Below are 19,261 nucleotides of genomic sequence, written 5' to 3' on the forward strand. Positions count from 1 at the left end.
TATATATCAACGCTAAATGAAAATCACAGAACACATCAAAAACGCCAACGGCAAAACCTTATTCTCCTTCGAGCTTATACCGCCATTAAAAGGCCACAGCATACAAGGGATTTATGATGCTATCGATCCGTTAATGGAGTTTAAACCACCGTTTATTGATGTAACATCGTTGCGTGAGGATTTTATTTATAAGGAACATCCTAACGGTTTGCTCGAAAAATTGAGTTATCGCAAACGCCCTGGTACTATTGCTATTTGCGCTGCTATCATGAATAAGTATAAGGTGGATACCGTTCCGCATTTGTTGTGTGGTGGTTTTACTAAGGATGAAACCGAGAATGGTTTGGTTGATCTGCAATTTTTAGGTATTGAAAATGTACTGGTTTTACGTGGTGACGCCCGTCGTGGTGATGCTTCGTTTGTGCCAACGTCTAACGGGCATAATTATGCTACCGACCTGTTACAGCAGGTGGTAAATATGAATAATGGTGTTTACCTGCATGAGCAGCATAGCGATGAAAACCTGAGAACCGATTTTTGTATAGGCATAGCCGGTTACCCTGAGAAACATTTCGAAGCGCCAAACCTTAAAACTGACTTTAAGTACCTGAAACAAAAGGTTGATATGGGGGCGAATTTTATCGTGACCCAGATGTTCTTCGATAATCAGAGATACTTTGATTTTGTAAATAATTGCAGGGCTAATGGTATTAATGTACCGATTATCCCGGGCTTAAAACCTATCACCGGCTCAAAACAATTAACAGGTTTAGCCAAAACTTTCCATATAGATATGCCGGAGGATTTGAGCGATGCTGTACACGCCTGTAAATCAGAGAAGGAAGTCAAGGAATTAGGTATTGAGTGGATGATTAATCAATGTAAAGAGCTAATGGCTTTTGGTGTACCTGTGCTTCACTTTTATACCATGAGTAATCCTGGCCCGACTAAAAAGATTGCTGAGGCGATATTTTAATAGATTAAAACTTGCCGGATATGATTTTGTAAAGTTGATACCCGCAATATCCGCAGGCAGCCATTACTAATAAAGCTCCTCCAAATAGTAATGTGATTTTAAAAGAGTTAGCGAAGTCAAAGGATGAACCGGCCCATATCATAAGTAGTCCTAAAACTATGGAGCCGAGTATTAAAGAAGGGTTGGGTTTAATCATAATAGGTATCTAATATACTCTTTGTTTTTTTTAATTAAGATTGCTGTTCGTAGACTATGTCTACGAACTCACAAAGCCTATAGTCTGGACTATTACTGTCCGGTAAAGATTAAAACTTCGTACAGCAGCGGGTTGGCGCAGAGGCCCGCCCACATACTTCGACTACGCTTAGCATGACACCCTTTTTATGACACCTTTTTTGATCTTCCGAACTTCACCGCATCATAGGTTGTTATCCATCAGCAACTAAATAATCGGATAATCTATATATTAAAAACTTATTTTTGGATATTTATCAAAATAACAAAAAGCTCCTGTTTTTACTGAAAGGGCTTTTCACGATAGAAACACATCATAAGCTTATGAATCCGGATTCACAAAATGTAACAGACTACACCAATAACAATACCATATTTATGGTTTGGAGTTTTAGGGACAACCTGGAGGTTGGGGCAGTTTTTAGCAAGCTTTGCAAATTGATTATCAACCTTAATAATTCGGCTAATGTCCGTTTTCCGGTTTCGAGGGCGAGCTGTGTAATGGGGATTGGCTATGATGCCTGGCTTAAACTGAAACTCCCTGTTCCGTTACCTAAGGAACTGGCAGATTTTGCTCCCATCGTTGGCGGGAAACATACCGCGGTATCTACCAAAGGAGACCTGCATTTTCATATCAGGGCAGATACTACCAGTATATGCTACGATATGGCAGAGGCTATTTCGGATGTTTTAAGTCCTGTGGCCATTAGTACCGAAGAGATTCATGGGTTTAGGTATTGGGATAGCCGTTCCATTTTAGGTTTTGTTGATGGTACTGAAAATCCTCAAGGGCAGGATAGGGAGCTATTTAGTATGATAGGGGATGAAGATGCAGACTATAAAGGTGGAAGTTATCTTTTTACGCAGAAATACATCCATAATTTATCAGCGTGGAAAGACCTCACTATCGAAGATCAGGAAAAAGTAATCGGAAGGTATAAGGCAAATGATATAGAGATGTCGGACGAAGTAAAACCTTCTAACTCGCACATAGCTTTGGCCAATGTTGGCGACGACTTTAAAATTGTTCGTGATAATATGCCATTTGGTAATATGTCTACCAATGAAATGGGGACTTATTTTATAGCTTATGCAAGCACATTTACTACGGTGCAAAAAATGCTGAATAACATGTTTATTGGTTCGTCTGAAGGGAATTATGACAGGATATTAGATTTCAGCACAGCTAAAACCGGCACTTTATTTTTTGTGCCGACATTTAACATGATAGATGACTTTTCAGGTTGATTACGCTAGTGCATGGGTGAAAACTTTTCTAAGGAATTAAGCGTTGACGATACAGAAACAAAAGATAATATATGAATACTGAAAAAGCTATTTTGGCCGGCGGATGTTTTTGGGGCGTGGAAGAATTGATCAGGCAATTGCCTGGTGTTATTTCAACTGTGGTTGGCTATACCGGCGGTGATGTGCTGAATGCAACCTACAGAAACCACGGAACACATGCCGAAGGCATTGAGATCGTATTTGATCCGGCGCAATTATCCTATCGTAAACTGCTGGAATATTTTTTCCAGATCCATGACCCGACAACAAGAAACAGACAGGGCAACGATATTGGCTCGTCTTACCGTTCAGCTATTTTTTATACCGATGAAATACAGCAGGAAACCGCCAAAGCGTTAATTGCTGAGATGGAAGCATCAGGCAAATGGCCGGGGAAAATAATTACGGAGGTGGCACCTGCCACTGATTTTTGGAACGCCGAAGCAGAACACCAGGATTATCTGCAAAAACATCCTTATGGGTATACCTGTCACTTTGAAAGGCCTGAATGGAAACTGGCGTAATTAGGAGATTTTTGCAGCGCGGCGACAGAACTCAGACTATCAGCAGTAAAAATACTAAACCGCAAAAATGCTGCCTATCAGGGCAGCATTTTTTGTATATGATGGTTTTGGTGGTGGATGAATAGGGAAACATAAATCGTATTTTATAAATAAAAGCCCAATTTAATTAATTACTATATTATCTATAGGAATTATAGTAATATATTCTATATATTTACAATGGCTTAAAAATTAATGCAATGAATACTTCTTTTACTCAAAAAAGAGGATCTTTTACTACTTACCCAACAGCACTTTTTCAAAGTGAATGTTTTTATTGTTGTTGTAAATAACAAGGCTGCTGATATTTTACCGGCTTCTTTAAATGGCATTTATGAATATGCCTGTCAATTTTTCTTTTAGCAATCAACCTTACATAATTAATAAAACAAAAAACTCATTATGGCAACAAACACTACTGAAACAACAGGTGTAAAAACCTCCGGCTGGCAGGAATTCTGGTCGAAGGAAGACTGGTGGGCGGTTTGGCTAGGGCTGGGCATTGTGGCGCTGGCCTATATCTTTTATCTTGCCGGTTCCAGCATTTCATGGATCGCGGTAGCTCCGGGCAAATGGTCGACCTTGTCACAGCTTGGCGCGCAACTTTCAAAGAATGGCATTAAGTACCTCGCTTTGCTCGCCGCTTTCCTGGTCCTTTTTACCATCGTAATCTCATTCATCGGGCAAAAGCCAAAGGCATTTATCAAGTCTTTCATTTTTATCTTTATACTCTCAACAATCATTTACATTGTAGGTGCCTGGGATCAGGCCAATCGCTATAACCTGGAACCACCGCTGGTGGCGCTCCTGCTGGGGCTGATCATCTCCAATGTAATCGGGTTGCCCCGCTGGCTCGATGCGGGTTTCCGGGTGGAATTTTATATTAAACTGGGTATTGTGCTGTTGGGGGCCACTTTGCCGTTCACGTTAATTATCTGGGCTGGTCCTGTTGCTATTTTACAGGCTTCTATTGTTTCGCTGGTTACCTTTTTTGTAATTTTCCTTACGGCCAGAAAACTTGGTTTAGATCACCGCCTTGCAGCGGTATTAGGAGCCGGTGGCGCTGTGTGCGGTGTTTCCGCTTCGATTGCAGTTGCTGGTGCTGTAAGGGCTAAAAAGGAGCATCCGCCAATTGCTATAAGCCTGGTAGTGTTGTGGGCTATCGTCCTTATCTTCGTGTTGCCACTGGTTTGCCGCGCACTTGGTTTACCTACAGGCGTAGCCGGTGCCTGGATCGGTACATCGGAATTTGCGGATGCTGCCGGCCTGGCCGCTGCCCAATCCTATGGTAATTTAGCAGGCCATCACCTGGGCATTGCAGGCACAGCAGACCAGGCGCTTGCATCTTATACGCTGATCAAAGTTATCGGGCGGGATATTTGGATCGGTATCTGGTCGTTTGTATTGGCGCTCATTGCCGTTACCGTTTGGGAACGCAATGAAACCGATTCAAAAGTACAGGTGGGGCAGATCTGGTGGCGCTTCCCGAAATTCGTAATCGGATTTCTGATCGCTTCCGTGGTTACCACACTGATTGTCCATGGCAATTCACTGGCCGATTACAACAAACTGGTAAAACCATCCCTTATATTACCCATCACGGCGTTGCGGACCTGGGCGTTCACCTTTAGTTTCTTAAGTATCGGACTTACGACAAGGTTCCGTGATCTGGCGAGTACAGGTTTCAAGCCATTTGTGGCGTTTACTTTCGGGGTGGTGGTAAACGTGGCTTTGGGATATGTTCTGTCAGTAGTTGTATTCGGCCATTACTGGTCATCTATTGTGACGCATTAACGGATGAAGATTTTTAATTCGATAGGGTTAGGTAATTCCGGGCCGAGCTGCCAGCAATGTACCTATTTTCAAAACGATCCGTCTCTCATTGAAGCGGCCTATCCTGGGCTTACGGTCATGAGCTCGGGGTTCGCCTCGGTGCGGGACCGGGACGGTTTGTGTAGTTATAATGAGATTTACCTTTCCGCACGGGATAGTTGCCCGCACTTTACGCCGCACGGGGCTGAGACTAATTTAGAAGAGGCAGCGAGCCAATAGCTTCGCTATCTAAATTAGTATGGTTGGGAATTGGATAGTTAAGGAGAAATATTTTCACCCTCTTTCCGGTTTGCCGGAGAGAGGGTCGAAGAGCGCAGCGCATTCGGGGTGAGTCGACTATGCGCCGGGCAATTGCGCTAATGCCGCTCGTATATTTTACTCACCCGGTCTTTGCTTCGCTCGACCACCCTCTCTTTTGCAAGCAAAAAAGAGGGTAAAAAGCATTGGAAGATATTTTCCCTTAACTTGTGAAGGCCAACTCAATCCGGCGTAATTTAATTAACGCTGACTGATAAATTACCAACAGTACTTACCCTCAATAATACATAATCTTTCAGCGGTAGCAAGCCATCAGCCTTAATAGTATCTATATGCCCGCTTAGTACCAGCCTGTTATTAACTGGCTGGTTTAAAGCTTGGTTGAGTTTGTCTTTTAAGGTGTTTATTTGACTGGAGATATTGAAGTGGAGCTGATCATGTAAATATTTTTTTATTCCGGCATCCAGCAGCCATACAGTCGGCCCCTCTTTTAACCGGGTAATTGTATTGGCATCAAAGTCGATATTTTCTACATATAGATCACCCGTTTCGGGCTGATAGACCGGCAGACAGGTGAAGTAAAGCAAGCCGTGATAGGGTATCCCATTCTGGCGGCCGGTAAAGTTTACTTTTATCAATAAATGCTCATTACCGGTGCCATAAATCTCTGCTGATTTTATTAAAAGATGCCCTTTGGCGCCAACCGCTATCTCTTTGTTCGCTATCGTGTTATTCAGTAATTGGTTCAGGGGCTGGTAATCTAAATGAATATCAATATGCAAGTTAAATCCATTACCACCCGCATCGGTTGTAAGGAGATCAGGTAAAGGGGAGCCCGTGTTTTTAGCCGGATTAGCAAGCGAAAAAACAGGTTTTGCTGTTATCCCAGCTACCAAACTTAAGGTATTACCCGATGTTGCCAACTGTCCGACTCTGATTGCTGAAGGGTTAATGTTGATATAACCAATGTCGCCAATCTTCACCGGCTTATTAAGCGATGACCAAATGGGTTGGAGTAATTGCTTATAGTTATAATTATCTATTCTATTGCCCAGGGTGTCAAGTATCCTGCTAAGTACTTCTTTCGCCTGTGGCTTTATGGCTGGTGTAATATTTAGCCCGGCAATATTCAGGTTGCAGGCATTCAAGTCAAACTGCGTTAGATGTGTGTTTTTAAACAACCCATAATTCGCGGAAATACCAAAGTTGGTGCTTAAGCCAATATTCAGCGTAGCATTGCAGTGGCCTATATTTTTCCATTGCCCGTTAAAGGGGTTTTTTATAAAGCCATTGATGTTAAACCCTGCATCGTCAGCAATATGCATGGTATCGCCCAAAAAGTTTAATTGAAAAGGTTGCCTGTTTACCTGCCATGTATATTTACCAGGGCCAAGCTTACCTTCGCCCGAAATTTGCAATGGGATTTTAGCGCTATAATCGTTTAAAACATTTTGAAGATTGATGCTGACCGGTATGTCAATTTTTGACTCGGGGAGCTCGGTTTCGTTAAGTTGAGATAGCGGCAAATCAGGTGCGGCGGGTTTTATACTGCTGCACGAAGCAAGAATCAATAACGCGACTACCAGGAAGGGGAAAGCTTTCAAATTGTTGGTTTAAAATCAATCTAACGGTCAACTATGCTGGTAATGTATAAGTGTTTATGATATATCCATAATTTTACAGAGGGAAAGAGGTTTTTACTGAAGAATAGGTTAATGGGCGTTTCCCGCTTTTACAGGCGGGAGACGCCCATCTCAATATTAAGGTATCGCTGAAGCACGTTCACTCAAAATAAATTTTAGCTTAATTACAAAACAAACCAGCGAGCGACAACCTTTTGGAGTTCGCTGCAATCGGGGTCATTGTCAGCAGCCCAGGCGATAATCCCATCAGGGCGTATCAGTGCAGCACTCAAGCCTAATTGGTCTTTTACATTGCCTGAAATATATTTGATTCGGTTGCCATATTCACCCGCCAAAGTTTTAAGTGAAGTATTCTTATCAAAATCAAGCAGTATCCCCTGGCCATCATACATTAACTCGCCAATCGTTGTGCCATCTTCCAACTCAAAGTTGGGAACGCTGTGGCCGACCAACGGGTGGTTGCTACCGAAATTGTAGTGTGTGGAAACGCCCCACACCCTTCCTGCAAAGTAGGTGGCACCATCGCGCGTATTCATTAGATCGCGGATAATCGCATACAGCGCACGGGCATGTGGTTCTGATCCCATGATTGCAGCCTGGGCGCGTGACCAATCCAGGACCTGTACCCCAATTGGATGCCGTTCGGTATAGTAACTGTCCAACAAGCCTTCCGGCGCTTCCTTATGGATAGTTGCGGCGAGCTTCCAGCCCAGGTTCATGGCATCGCCCAGCCCAAGGTTAAGCCCCTGGCCTCCCAACGGTGCGTGGATATGCGCGGCATCGCCGGCTAAAAGTACCCGTCTGTTGCGGTAGGTTGTGGCCTGCCGTGCCCGGTCAGTCCATGTGGTTGCGATGTGCAGGGCGTTGATCGTAACGTCGGTGCCCGAGACACGGCGCAGCACCTCCTGTACGTGTTCAAGCGTGATTGGCTTATCTGAACTATGAAAAGCCCCGCCATCAAAATCTTGTATATTCAGGTAGCCCGGCTGCGATTGGAGATACATGCCTGTTGGTGTCACGTTTCGGCCGGGTTTTAGTTTCTCCGGGTCGACAATATCAACTTTAGCAGAATAACCCGTAAATTCCGGCTCGGTACCGGCGAATTCAAAACCGCCCGCCTTTCGAACAACACTACGGGCTCCATCGCAACCCACAAGCCATTTACCTTGAAACGATTGGTTACCTGATTGAACAGTTACCCCGTCCGTGGTTTGATGAAAGCCGGTAATAGCAAATCCGCGCTTGATTTCTACACCTAAGGCTTCTGCGCGGCGGGTCAGCACTGTTTCAAGTTCTTTCAGTTCTGAAATTAAGCTGGTTTCGGTCGAGCTTGGCAGTCGATAACTCCACTGCGAGGTATCAATATCGCCTTCATGAAGTGGAATGCCAGCGAAATGACCAACCTGGCGACGGGGGCCTTGTATGGCGTTTTGGTGGGGGTTTTTAAGTCGTTTATGTAGCTCAAGTTCTTTTAGCAAGCCACGGCGATAAAGCGCTTCAATAGTTGGGGCCGAAAGTCCCCGCATCCCGAAAGGAAGTTGTTTTAATGGCGAGTGCGGATTCTCGGCCTTTTCCAGTATTAGTACTGAACATTTGGCCAGGGCCAGTTCACAGGCGAGAAACAGGCCTACAGGCCCTGCGCCGGAAATAATTACATCGTGGATAGAATTATCTTGTGCGGATTTATTGTTTTCAAGTGTTGCTTTCATATAGAATGATTGAAACACAAAATTATGGAATGCTCCTGCGCTAGGATTGTACAAACGCGACAAAATCGCTGTCTATAACCTGTTTCCTTTTCTTTGCTTTTCGCGCGAATGCTGCTGGCGTAGTGCCGCTGTAGCGTTTGAATTCCTTGCTTAGGTGGGATTGATCTGCATAGCCCAGCTCATAAGCTAAGCGGGCAATGTCAGCATCCGGATAAAGCCATAATTGGTTTCGTACCTGCTCAAAGCGCATCAAACCAGATACATCTTTAACAGTATAGCCAGACGATTGCTTGAACTTCCTTTCCAATGTACGAACCGTGGCATGAGCCGCCGCCGCTACCAGGCTTACCGGCAGGGTGCCGTTTGCTTTAGTCATAGCAACTCCCGCTTTGAATAACATACTCTCACTAGCAATCCCCGACCGTGCATTCAAGAAGTATTGTTTTACCTGGGTGAGTGCTTCATCTATCTTACCAGCATCAATGTACTTATTCAACGCGGATTGAAGCTGGGCGATAGGGTGCTCAAATATGTGCACACCGTCTTTGCCGGACGGCAGTCCGAGCAAATCGAATACGGTCCAGGGAAAACACCTGATACCAATGATTTCTAAACAGTTTTTTGTGTGAAAAATAACAGGCTGATTAAGCAGCCCCATCATAAAAGGTGATGGTAATGGCTGCAAACCTCCATTGTAAGAAATGCTAAGGTCACCTCCGAAATGAAAAATAATTTCGGCGTAGCCATCAGGTACTACCTCATAACTCGATTGCAATTCTCCGGAATCTCTTCTGTTGTACCAAAAGCACTTTATGGTATCCCGTAGCTCTTCAGGAGGTTCAAATTCTTGATGCTGCATTTTCAAAGATACCATCTTCTTCGTTTCTCATAATGACAATTCTATTTATATGTCACTCGAGTTCATCGCCTGAATCATGGCCCTTTATATAATTTGCAATCTCTGTTAACTGATCAGTAGTAAACTCATTTGGTTTACCCTCCCAGGTTATACCGTCACCAATGTAAAGGTCGATATGCAAATCACCTAGCTTAATTGAGTTCTCTTTTACGGTATATTTCCCTTTGTCTACCAAATATTCATCATCATCTTTTTGAAAATTTGAATAAATCTGGAGTTGCCTGTTGCCCGTTGGCGTTTTTAGTTCATACGATAATTTCTTCCACATCTCTAAATCTTAATTATACCAAGTGCAAATTACAAACTTTAAATACATGATGAACGATCGTCCTTATTTTCAATGTATATCTTTATTGACTATGTAAATTATCTTTTTTAAGTATCCTATGGAAAAAAATGAAATTATTGCAGACTGGCTGGATGCCTGGAACTGCCATGACATTGACAGGATAATGGCCCACTATGCGGAAGAAATTGAGTTCACTGCTCAAACTGTTGTTGCAAGGTGGGGTAAAACTGACGGAAAGCTTGTAGGCAAAATTGAATTAAGAAAACATTTTGCAAAAGGTTTGGAACTGGCCCCGGAAATTCGTTTTGAAGTGGACCAGATTTTATGGTCGCCAAATGGTTATGCCGTACTTTATCATCGGGAAAACAATAACCAGGTACTGGATGCTGTTGAGCTAAATGCTGAAGGGTTGGCTGTTAAAGTAATCGCATATTATTTGAAAGCGCAGATGTGATTGTAATGTAGTCGCAGACTACAAGCTTATTGTATCCGAAGTTATAAATTTCGGACAGCGACATTTTATGCAGATTTTCCCTTAAATTGTGATTGCGAGGGACGAAGCAATCTCTTTGCTGTACTGATTCGTGGAACTTGAACGCAGGGTTCTCTTCGAGAAACCCTGCGGGAACTAAAATTATTTATGATATAGAATAGCTTTTTTGCCGTTGCCTCCGGCGTAAGTTAATGCATCATTAATTTCCTCCAAGCGGAATTTCTTTCCTATTTTAGTTTTGAAATGAGGCATATGAAGCAGCGCAGTTATTTCTTTTAACGCTTTTTCTAAATTTCCTGGATTTTTAACTGTCTCGGTATTAAGATTGGAAAACGGCCTTATTATTATGTTTTTAAGGGTTAAAATGCTGGTATGAAATGTAAATGGCACGTCGCCACCAACATAACCATAGGTATAAATGACCGAACTTCTTGGGATCAGGGTTAATATTTTATTTAAAATATCACCGCCCACGCCATCAAAAATTGCTGTTGCATTTAAGGTTTGAGCTATATCGGACAAATGTCCACTAAAATCCGGGTCGCTTTGAACAATAATGTTTTTGGCGCCAAGTGATTCCAGTTCTTTCCTGCCTTCATCGGTTCGCACGATGGAGATCAGCGGGAAGTTATGGGTGAGGCAAAAACCCAGCAGCGCAATACCTGTTGCTGAATTACCCGCCGTACTGATGATGCCCTTGTGTCCTTCACCAATAATTTGTTTTAAGAAAGCAAAAGGCGTAATGATATTCACCATTGAACCTGAATAATCTTGGGGATCTGCATCTGCGGGAAGGATCGCGCAATCCAAAAAAGGTATATGCGCATATTCACTCCATGAACCCACCACACTTTCACTATACTTTAATTGGCGATAAAAAGTAATGTTTTTCCCCAAGTATTCTTCCGGCACACCTTCGCCAATTTGTAATACCATACCTGCGCCTGATACGCCTTTAATATCATAAAGGCTTTTTGGCGCGCCAGGAGGCGTGGGATGTTTCAGGAAAAACTTATCCCCGGAATTTATAGCAGAAGAGTTCATTTTAACTATGAGATGACCGGGTTCTGTGGTGGTTGGTTTCTTAAAATTTTGCACGGTCAAAATATCATTCGACAACACAATTGCTTTCATTAATTCGTCCATTTTATATTGTTTTTAATAACAATACAAATGTCCGTATCGGGAGGATCAACCACCAATAAACAATCTTAAGAAATACCCTTAATATATATTAAGGGTTCAGCGTTTATGGGCCAGGTCTTTCCTTACCTTGCTTAGGAATTCTGAAGTGATTCCCAGGTATGAGGCGATTTGGGTGTTGGGTAACCGCGCAGCCAGTGTTGGGAATTGGTGTAAGAAATTGCTATACCGTTCTTCTGCGGTTGCGCTAATATTCTGCAGCACACGGTTTTGCAGCTCCATGTATTTGCGTTCAATGATAATGCGGAAAGTGCTGTTGAACTTTGGGTAGTTGCCATAAAGATAGATAAGGTCCTGCCTCGTTATTTGAAGGATAACCGAGGGTTCTATCGCTTCAATGTAAACAGTTGTGGGCTTTTCAGCATAAAAACTGTTGAGGTCACTTATCCATTCATTTTCCGCGGCAAATTCCAGGTTGAATTCTTTGCCGCCGCGATCAATTGTATACATCTTAAAGCATCCGGAAACAACAAAAGTAAAATGCCGGCAAATGTCGCCCTGGTGGAGTATAAAACCACGTCTTTTTACTTGTCGTTCGGCAAACAGCGAGATCAGTACTTCTATCTCGTCACCTGTTAAGGAAAAAGCCGAACTCATATGTGCTAAAAGCAATTCTTTATTTTTGATCCCTTCCTGCACGACTGATTATTTTGCGCTGTTTGATTAAGATTTAAAAGTAGATGAAAAAACAGTTTAAACCTATTTATTCAGGTTGATATTGTAAGTATATCCTGCTAATTCACCATCCTATATTCATTGGGTGTGTAGCCCGTGTTTTTCTTAAATGCCCTAGTGAAATGCTGCGGATATTTAAACCCTAACTCATAGGCAATTTCACTAACCGATTTATTGGTGTCCAATATTTTTTCTTTAGCCATGCCCATAACCTTTAACTGGATGTATTCCAGAGCCGTTTTACCGGTTTCTTTTTTTATAAGGTCGCCAAGGTAATTTGGGGTAAGATTCAACAGGTCTGCACAATAACTTACCGCGGGTAAGCCAACTGTTTGCGGCTTATCCGATTGAAAATAGCTGTTTAGTATATCCTCAAATTTTTCTAAAATATCCTTGTTTACATCGTTCCGGGTGATGAACTGACGATCATAGAAACGCGCACAATAATCAAGGAACAACTCAATATTTGAGGCGATAAGTTTTTTGCTATGTTTATCCGTTCCTTGTTCTAGCTCGTATTTGATCTTCGCGAAGCAATCCAAAACAATTATCCGTTCCTTTTTAGACAGATGTAAGGCTTCCCTTGATTCGTAGGAAAAAAAAGAGTAATCATTTATATGTTTACCCAGATGAGTGCCATGGAGCAAATCAGGATGAAACAAAAGCGCGAAACCTTGTGGCTTATAGTCGGGGTAAATGTTAACATTAATCACTTGTCCGGGGCCTACAAATACTAATGTCCTGTCCTGGTAATCATAGGTATTACGCCCGTATTTAATGTCACCGCATTGTACATCTTTTAAGTATACCGCGTAAAAACCAAAATTCATCCGGCTTGCCAATATCTTAGGTGCTGTGTTTTTAAAGTCGATAACACTAACCAGCGGGTGCAAATTTTCCTGTTGATAGAAAGCGTCGTGTTCGCTAACGGTATCAATCTTCAAAACTTTGTCCATGTCTTTAACTTATTAGTTGATACAAATTTACCGTTTATTCTTAGCTCAGCCATTCATATCTGGCAAATCAGTAAAAATGGTAGGGACATCCGTAACCGGGGTAACCGATGATTGCTTAAATGACAGGACCTTTGTATCGACATAAGGATAACATCCAAGACTATCAATTAAAATATAGAATTAAGTTATGGAATTAATGAAAGGTAAAGTAGCGCTGGTTACAGGCGCAGCATCGGGATTAGGATTTGCTACAGCAAGGGCATTTGCCATAGCTGGCGCAGCTGTTGCATTAGCGGATTGGGACGAAAAAGCCGTACAAGCCGCGGCGGAAAAACTGGCAGCCGAAGGTTATCAAACGCTTGCTATAAAATGTGACGTTTCTGATGATAAACAGGTAGAAGAAATGGTAAGCAAAACGATAGCTACATTTGGCCGCTTAGACGCCGCTTATAATAATGCCGGTGTACAAAATGAGCTGAAAGATGCGGCTGACCAGACAAGAGATGATTTTGACCGTGTTACCGCTATTAACTATGGCGGTGTTTGGAGCAGCATGAAATATGAACTACAGCACATGCGCAAACAGGGTAGCGGCGCTATTGTGAATTGCTCGTCTATCGGGGGTATTTTGGGCGGTGCGCAACGCGGAACTTATCATGGTGCAAAACATGGCGTTATTGGTTTAACCAAAAGCGCAGCATTGGAATATGCTGCACAAGGTATCAGGATAAACAGTATTTGTCCGGGTCTTTTTCAAACGCCGATGTCTGACAAAATGATAGCAGAAGGCCAGAAGGAAGCTTTGGATGCCATACTACAACAAGTACCGGTAGCCCGGCTTGGTCGCCCGGAGGAAATTGCGAGTGCCGTTCTTTTCCTTTGCAGCGATGCGGCCAGTATGGTGGTAGGTCACACATTAATGGTAGATGGTGGTTATAGCATACAGTAATTTAACAAGTAAGTAATTAGTAAAAAACGATCAATATGGAAATTATACGAAATGGCTCTCAGCCATCGGGCAAAGGCCCCGCAGACTATTTTACAGGAACAGTACGGATTGATCCGCTTATTAATCCACCGGAACCATCACGGGTGTCTATGGCATTGGTAACATTTGAGCCTGGCGCGCGTACGGCCTGGCACACTCATCCATTTGGGCAAACTTTAATTGTTACCGCAGGCGCGGGATGGGTACGACGCGAAGGCGAAGCAAAACAAAATATTTTTCAGGGAGATGTTGTGTATTTTTTCCCAAATGAAAAACACTGGCACGGTGCAACCGATACTACCGCGATGAGCCACATCGCTATACAGGAAAAACTGAACGGCTCACCGGTTGACTGGATGGAACATGTTACAGACGCGCAGTATAAATAATAAACAAAAAGAATATGCCACATATACATGTTAAAATAGTTGGTAAATCTGAAGCAGAAAAAACAGCGCTAGCCCAAGAGATTACTAAAGCTGTAGTAAATGCAGTTGGAGCTAAAGAAGGCAATATCTCGATAAGTATTGAAGACGTTGAAAAAGTTGATTGGACCGAGAAGGTATATAAGCCGGATATACTTGGCCATTGGGAGCAGTTATACAAAAAGCCCGAATATGATCCTTTGGGCAACAAGTAAATATTTAAATAATAATACAAATCATGGAAAATAATAAAGTATGGTTCATCACCGGCGCCGGGCGCGGCATGGGCCTTGATATAGCGAAGGCTGCACTGGCTGCGGGGAATAAAGTAGTAGCAACAGGCCGAAACACGGATAAGGTTGCTAAAGCAATAGGTACATCTGAAAATCTTTTGGTTGTAAAGTTGGATATTACAAATTCCGCCGAAGCCGAAGCCGCTGTTGCGGAAACAATTAAAAAATTTGGTAAAATTGATGTGCTGGTTAACAATGCAGCCAGTTTCTACGCAGGCTACTTTGAGGAATTATCTATGGAAGAAATCGAACTGCAATTTTCGACCAGCCTTTTCGGGCCGATGAAAGTAACGCGTGCGGTATTGCCACAAATGCGTAAGCAACGTTCGGGGCATATTATTACAATTTCTTCAACTGGCGGTTTAGTTGGTTATGCTTTTTGTTCGGCCTATTCTGCATCTAAGTTTGGCACGGATGGTTGGATGGAATCGTTGCAAAGCGAAGTAGAACAATTCGGGATACAAACTACGATTGTGAATCCTGGTTTTTTTCGTACCGAATTACTCACCAAAGAATCAACACAATATGCCGATAAGCCTATAGCAGATTATGACGAGGGAAGAAAGCAACAAATTACGTTTTGGGAAGGTGCGAACGGACAACAATCCGGCGACCCTGCCAAACTTGCCCAAGCCATTCTTACCATCGCGAACGAAGAAAAACCACCGCTGCGTTTTATTGCCGGGGCAGATGCTGTTGGCACTGCCGATCAGGTGGTTGTAACGCTTAAGGAGCAGACTGATAGTTACCGGGAATTGTCTTCATCCTTAGCGTACGATTAAGGTTAAGTTTAAAAATAGGATTTGTAATGTGTAGCAGATTACCAACTTATCGTGTCCGATTTATAAACTTAGGATAGCGGGAGATTTTAAATGTGTTTGGGTAAAATAAATGTTACACAGTTAGGCATCTATTATTATATAGATACCTTGAATCTTATTAAACAATTCACTTATGAAAGCAATGAAAATCTTGGTAGCATTAATGCTAATGGTATTTAGTTATGGTGCGGTTAACGCGCAGGTTCATCACGTTAGAAAAAGACATTACAAAAAACGTCACGTAATTGTTAGGCGTCACGTAGTTGTTGTTAAACATCACAGGTAACAACAAAGGCCGGCTAATCACCGGCCTTTGTTGTTTATCTCAAATGGTAAAAAAAAGCTGCTCATACTTAAATAAATTGGGTGCAATAAAAATTTACCCGAAACACAGATTTTTACGATCGTGGTTAGCTACAAACAAAATCATGATCTTAAATTTCTTAAATTCGGGATATGAAAAACATCCTGCTTGCCAGCACCTCTGCATTGTTTGGTGAAGACTACCTGGTTTATCTTAAGCCATATATAGCCGATCTGTTTAGCGGAGCTGATGAAATTATTTTTGTTCCCTTTGCGCGTCCGGGTGGTATCTCGCATGATGATTATACTAAAAAGGTTGCGGACGCTTTTTCTGTTATGGATATTCGTGTAACCGGGCTTCATACATTCGAGGATCCCGCGGCGGCCGTTCGCAAAGCAAAAGGGTTTTTTACCGGTGGCGGTAATACATTTCTATTGGTAAAAACCTTGCACGAACGGGACTTGATGAATGCATTGAAGGAGGCTGTGGAAAAAGGCGCGCCGTACCTCGGTACAAGCGCGGGTAGCAATATAGGCGGACTAACCATGCATACTACCAATGATATGCCTATTGTTTTGCCGCCAAGCTTAAATACTATGGGGCTTGTTCCGTTTAACCTCAATCCACATTATCTTGATCCCGATCCTAATTCGAAGCATAATGGCGAAACCAGGGAAACGCGAATTAAGGAATTTCATACACAGCATGCCATGCCAGTAATTGGATTACGGGAAGGCAGCTGGATCAGGGTACAAGGCGAAACCGTCACCACCGAGGGTTTATTTGGTTCAAGGATATTTGAACAGGGTAGGGATGCCTATGAAGTTGCTCCTGGCAACCGGTTATTATTTTAAAGTCTTGGTTTTTTAACAGCAACAAAGAAGTTTTTTAGCCGGATTAAGAGTGCGATGTTAACTCTTAAAGCACGTGTGTTATTGTTGTATCCGTTTGTTGTTCTTTGGTATCGCTGGCCGCTAAGGCGTCACGTTTTTCGATTGTTTGTTTTCAACGGCTCTCAAGAGGGCTCCGCCGTTCTTTTTCCGCAAAAGAAAGTAACCAAAAGAAACTAAGCGGAGCGACCTCATGAACACCATTAAAAAACAAAAAAACTTGTGAATAAACTCCCGGCTGCGCCTGCTTCTTTTAGTGTTAGTGCGACTACTTCTGGCGTGGTTGCCGAACCAGACGATGCCGGTTTTTGCGGTTAACGGAGGGTTTGTGCTTTTTTTACGATTGTCATTGCGAGGAACGAAGCAATCTCTTTGCTGTACAGAACCGTGGAATTTGAAGCGCAGGGTAGGCCCTGCGAGAATTAAAAAGTGTTGGCACTACTTAATATAATGTTCCAGTTTTCTGGTAAACAAGAGAAAATCATCTGGAACTTCCAGCTTTACCTGTTCGTTCAAAAAGTTGATGATTTTTAGTGTGTCCTTATGTTTGGAGCGAAACAATTCAATCCTATCCCTTACCGACTTGTGGATTTTTGGGAAGATTTTGACAAAATGATGCAGGAAATTATTGCTGTCGAGCAGCAATTTCAGATCTTCATTTACCAAAATCGGTAATTTATTAAAGGCTGACTCAATAGCACTTATTCTGGGTCGGATGTCTTTGATGGAGGCGGCAAAAAGGACTAGCGGCTTTTCACCCATTACTTGCATGAGGGTAGCCATATTTGTATTAAAATTAGCTACCGATTTTTCAAAATCTTTTTCTAAACTATCGATGAGCTTTCTAAGATTAATATTCTTGACTATATCCTTATAAATGAATTCATCCGCCTGCGATTTAATCAGAGCTAATTGACTATTCTTGTCGATCTCCATGAGCAGATTAATAAAACCACTGAAGTTCCCTATATGCTTGAACGAAGTATTTCCCTCTTTTATGAGTTTGGCAAGTTTGCTCAGTGGCGTATCGAGTTCTGTGCAAATCTCAAGTAAGTACCAGATATCTGCCAACAGGTGGTAACATTTCCTCTTAGGCTGATCTATTTTCCCGGTATGTGAAAAGCTATTTCGCAAATCAGCAAGTGTGAATTCATAATAATCAAAAGTGTATTGTGCCATTTCATAAACACTACGCAAATTATTTACCTTTTCAGTCAATGAGTTTTTTACTCTCTTCTTGGGTGTCATTTCTTGCATTTCAGTGAAAATGCCTTCTACTTGTGGTAATGCCAGTGCGTATAATGCATACCATTTTTGTGCGGTAAAAAGATCGTCCATTTCCTCGAAGATGCTCAGTCTATCTTTCACTATAGGGATGTCTTTCAACTTAACGATCATTTTGGAAAAGAAAATCACAGGCAGTATATGCCGTTCAAAACCTTCGTCAATTTCTGATGTATAAGATGAAGCCTCCAATAGCGCCTTGTCAATCCACTGAAACTTATTTTTCAGCGGGTTTATTTGACGGAAATCCAGTCTTTCCATATCAAGGGCATGCTTATACTCCAGGCCATATATAAAATCCAGATATGGGAAGTCTTCGGATTTCTCTATTTCTGCCATAATATCTTTAAGGTTTTCACCCCATTCGCTTCGGACTACAGTGGCTGATTTTTCCAGTGCACGATCCAAAATTCCATCCAGCAGATAGGCGATAATCTGTTCTTTTTTTACAAGCGTCCTTTTATAAAACTCAAGCTGCTTTCGTTCTTCATTATTGCGGGGAGCAGTGGGCTCCGTTTTATATTTAATAATGAAAGGAAGTGTCCCATAATAGTTAAGCAAGTCATTTATCTGCTTCAAATGTTTTTTTGCCTCTGCTTCAAGTTGATTTTTTACTTGAAGTAATTTTGATCCAAGATTAAGGTAGATACGTAAGAAGGAACTAGTAGGGTTATCAGAGTTTTTTAAAAAGCCAGTCACATCAATGACCCTTTGCGCATATTGAGAAATAGATTCTTGGGTTGCCTCCAATTTCTTAAAATTGAACTGTCGCAGCGCTTTATAGGCAAGTTCTGTGTCTGACAACCTAAAGAAGTCTTCTTTCACAATTGTTGTTTTTAGTTGGTCCACCACATCGGTCAACGATAATAATCCATTCTTATACTTTTTAAAGCTGATCATGTTTCACTTTAGTTCATAAAGGTATTATAAGTTGCCCTGATACGTGCGATTTATTTATAGCAATTAACGCTGTAAAAGTTCAATCATCCATTTTAAAATTCGAAAAATCTGTAAGTCGGTTTACGCGTGTCCAGATGCTTCGTACCAGCATAACACTCTTTTTTCATCTTTTGAACATTTATGGTGAAAACACCGAAGACCGGCTGAATTAATGCTGTTTGTGAGGACACAAACAGCGGGTGTGGAAAACTAAAAAATTTGTCATTGCTGTAAGGAACAAAGCAACCGCACGAAAGCAAGGCGAAGTATGCAATCTTC

19 protein-coding genes are annotated in these 19,261 nt (G+C 42.1%); 10 read left to right on the plus strand and 9 right to left on the minus strand.

Features of this window, described 5'->3' with window-relative positions; translation table 11 throughout:
- Positions 1-16 precede the first annotated feature (16 nt).
- Complete coding sequence (gene metF, locus GSQ74_RS06220; RefSeq protein ID WP_158991139.1) at positions 17-976, plus strand: methylenetetrahydrofolate reductase [NAD(P)H]; 960 nt, start codon at positions 17-19, stop codon at positions 974-976.
- A gap of 4 nt (positions 977-980) precedes the next feature.
- Here the strand turns inward: metF and GSQ74_RS22650 are convergent, their stop codons facing one another.
- Positions 981-1,172: a hypothetical protein gene (locus GSQ74_RS22650; RefSeq protein ID WP_216846681.1), complete on the minus strand. Its 192-nt coding sequence runs from the start codon at positions 1,170-1,172 to the stop codon at positions 981-983.
- A gap of 362 nt (positions 1,173-1,534) precedes the next feature.
- Here GSQ74_RS22650 and GSQ74_RS06225 point away from each other — a divergent pair, with 362 nt between their 5' ends.
- The 3 genes from GSQ74_RS06225 (at position 1,535) to GSQ74_RS06235 (ending at position 4,854) form a co-directional block, all read left to right on the plus strand.
- Positions 1,535-2,458: a Dyp-type peroxidase gene (locus GSQ74_RS06225; RefSeq protein WP_158991141.1), complete on the plus strand. Its 924-nt coding sequence runs from the start codon at positions 1,535-1,537 to the stop codon at positions 2,456-2,458.
- A 71-nt stretch (positions 2,459-2,529) separates the two neighbouring features.
- Entirely contained in the window at positions 2,530-3,021 is a 492-nt protein-coding gene (gene msrA, locus GSQ74_RS06230; RefSeq protein WP_158991143.1) for a peptide-methionine (S)-S-oxide reductase MsrA, read from the plus strand.
- A 441-nt stretch (positions 3,022-3,462) separates the two neighbouring features.
- Positions 3,463-4,854: a YeiH family protein gene (locus GSQ74_RS06235; RefSeq protein WP_158991145.1), complete on the plus strand. Its 1,392-nt coding sequence runs from the start codon at positions 3,463-3,465 to the stop codon at positions 4,852-4,854.
- A gap of 533 nt (positions 4,855-5,387) precedes the next feature.
- Here GSQ74_RS06235 and GSQ74_RS06240 read toward each other — a convergent pair.
- The 4 genes from GSQ74_RS06240 to GSQ74_RS06255 form a co-directional block, all read right to left on the minus strand.
- Positions 5,388-6,755: a DUF4403 family protein gene (locus tag GSQ74_RS06240; protein WP_158991147.1), complete on the minus strand. Its 1,368-nt coding sequence runs from the start codon at positions 6,753-6,755 to the stop codon at positions 5,388-5,390.
- A 203-nt stretch (positions 6,756-6,958) separates the two neighbouring features.
- A complete protein-coding gene (locus GSQ74_RS06245) occupies positions 6,959-8,503 on the minus strand; it encodes an FAD-dependent monooxygenase (protein ID WP_158991149.1) in 1,545 nt (514 codons plus the stop codon).
- A gap of 40 nt (positions 8,504-8,543) precedes the next feature.
- Positions 8,544-9,362, minus strand: a complete 819-nt coding sequence (locus tag GSQ74_RS06250; RefSeq protein ID WP_158991151.1) for an AraC family transcriptional regulator — start codon at positions 9,360-9,362, stop codon at positions 8,544-8,546.
- A 52-nt stretch (positions 9,363-9,414) separates the two neighbouring features.
- Entirely contained in the window at positions 9,415-9,690 is a 276-nt protein-coding gene (locus GSQ74_RS06255; protein WP_158991154.1) for a hypothetical protein, read from the minus strand.
- Positions 9,691-9,808: 118 nt separating this feature from the next.
- On the opposite strand from GSQ74_RS06255, the gene GSQ74_RS06260 reads away from it, so the two are divergent.
- Complete coding sequence (locus tag GSQ74_RS06260) at positions 9,809-10,165, plus strand: nuclear transport factor 2 family protein (RefSeq protein ID WP_158991156.1); 357 nt, start codon at positions 9,809-9,811, stop codon at positions 10,163-10,165.
- A gap of 180 nt (positions 10,166-10,345) precedes the next feature.
- Here the strand turns inward: GSQ74_RS06260 and GSQ74_RS06265 are convergent, their stop codons facing one another.
- From GSQ74_RS06265 to GSQ74_RS06275, 3 genes are all read right to left on the minus strand, one after another.
- Positions 10,346-11,350 carry a zinc-binding dehydrogenase gene (locus tag GSQ74_RS06265; RefSeq protein WP_158991159.1) on the minus strand — a complete coding sequence of 335 codons (1,005 nt, stop codon included), beginning with the start codon at positions 11,348-11,350 and terminating at the stop codon, positions 10,346-10,348.
- Positions 11,351-11,446: 96 nt separating this feature from the next.
- On the minus strand, positions 11,447-12,004 hold the full coding sequence (locus GSQ74_RS06270; protein ID WP_158991776.1) for a Crp/Fnr family transcriptional regulator: 558 nt from the start codon (positions 12,002-12,004) through the stop codon (positions 11,447-11,449).
- 137 nt (positions 12,005-12,141) lie between these two features.
- Positions 12,142-13,038, minus strand: coding sequence for an AraC family transcriptional regulator (locus GSQ74_RS06275; protein WP_158991161.1), 897 nt, complete (start codon positions 13,036-13,038; stop codon positions 12,142-12,144).
- A 187-nt stretch (positions 13,039-13,225) separates the two neighbouring features.
- Here GSQ74_RS06275 and GSQ74_RS06280 point away from each other — a divergent pair, with 187 nt between their 5' ends.
- The 5 genes from GSQ74_RS06280 to pepE all read left to right on the plus strand — a co-directional run bounded on the left by GSQ74_RS06280 (position 13,226) and on the right by pepE (position 16,723).
- On the plus strand, positions 13,226-13,987 hold the full coding sequence (locus tag GSQ74_RS06280) for an SDR family NAD(P)-dependent oxidoreductase (protein ID WP_158991163.1): 762 nt from the start codon (positions 13,226-13,228) through the stop codon (positions 13,985-13,987).
- Positions 13,988-14,022: 35 nt separating this feature from the next.
- Positions 14,023-14,415 (plus strand): cupin domain-containing protein, encoded by a 393-nt coding sequence (locus tag GSQ74_RS06285; RefSeq protein ID WP_158991165.1) that lies wholly within the window; start codon positions 14,023-14,025, stop codon positions 14,413-14,415.
- Positions 14,416-14,429: 14 nt separating this feature from the next.
- Complete coding sequence (locus GSQ74_RS06290; RefSeq protein ID WP_158991167.1) at positions 14,430-14,666, plus strand: tautomerase family protein; 237 nt, start codon at positions 14,430-14,432, stop codon at positions 14,664-14,666.
- Positions 14,667-14,689: 23 nt separating this feature from the next.
- On the plus strand, positions 14,690-15,526 hold the full coding sequence (locus GSQ74_RS06295; RefSeq protein WP_158991169.1) for an SDR family NAD(P)-dependent oxidoreductase: 837 nt from the start codon (positions 14,690-14,692) through the stop codon (positions 15,524-15,526).
- Positions 15,527-16,021: 495 nt separating this feature from the next.
- Positions 16,022-16,723 carry a dipeptidase PepE gene (gene pepE / locus GSQ74_RS06300; RefSeq protein ID WP_158991171.1) on the plus strand — a complete coding sequence of 234 codons (702 nt, stop codon included), beginning with the start codon at positions 16,022-16,024 and terminating at the stop codon, positions 16,721-16,723.
- Between the two features lie 474 nt (positions 16,724-17,197).
- Here the strand turns inward: pepE and GSQ74_RS06305 are convergent, their stop codons facing one another.
- Entirely contained in the window at positions 17,198-18,943 is a 1,746-nt protein-coding gene (locus GSQ74_RS06305) for a hypothetical protein (RefSeq protein WP_158991174.1), read from the minus strand.
- Positions 18,944-19,261 lie beyond the last annotated feature (318 nt).

The sequence above is a fragment of the Mucilaginibacter sp. L196 genome (assembly GCF_009765905.1).
Taxonomy (GTDB): domain Bacteria; phylum Bacteroidota; class Bacteroidia; order Sphingobacteriales; family Sphingobacteriaceae; genus Mucilaginibacter.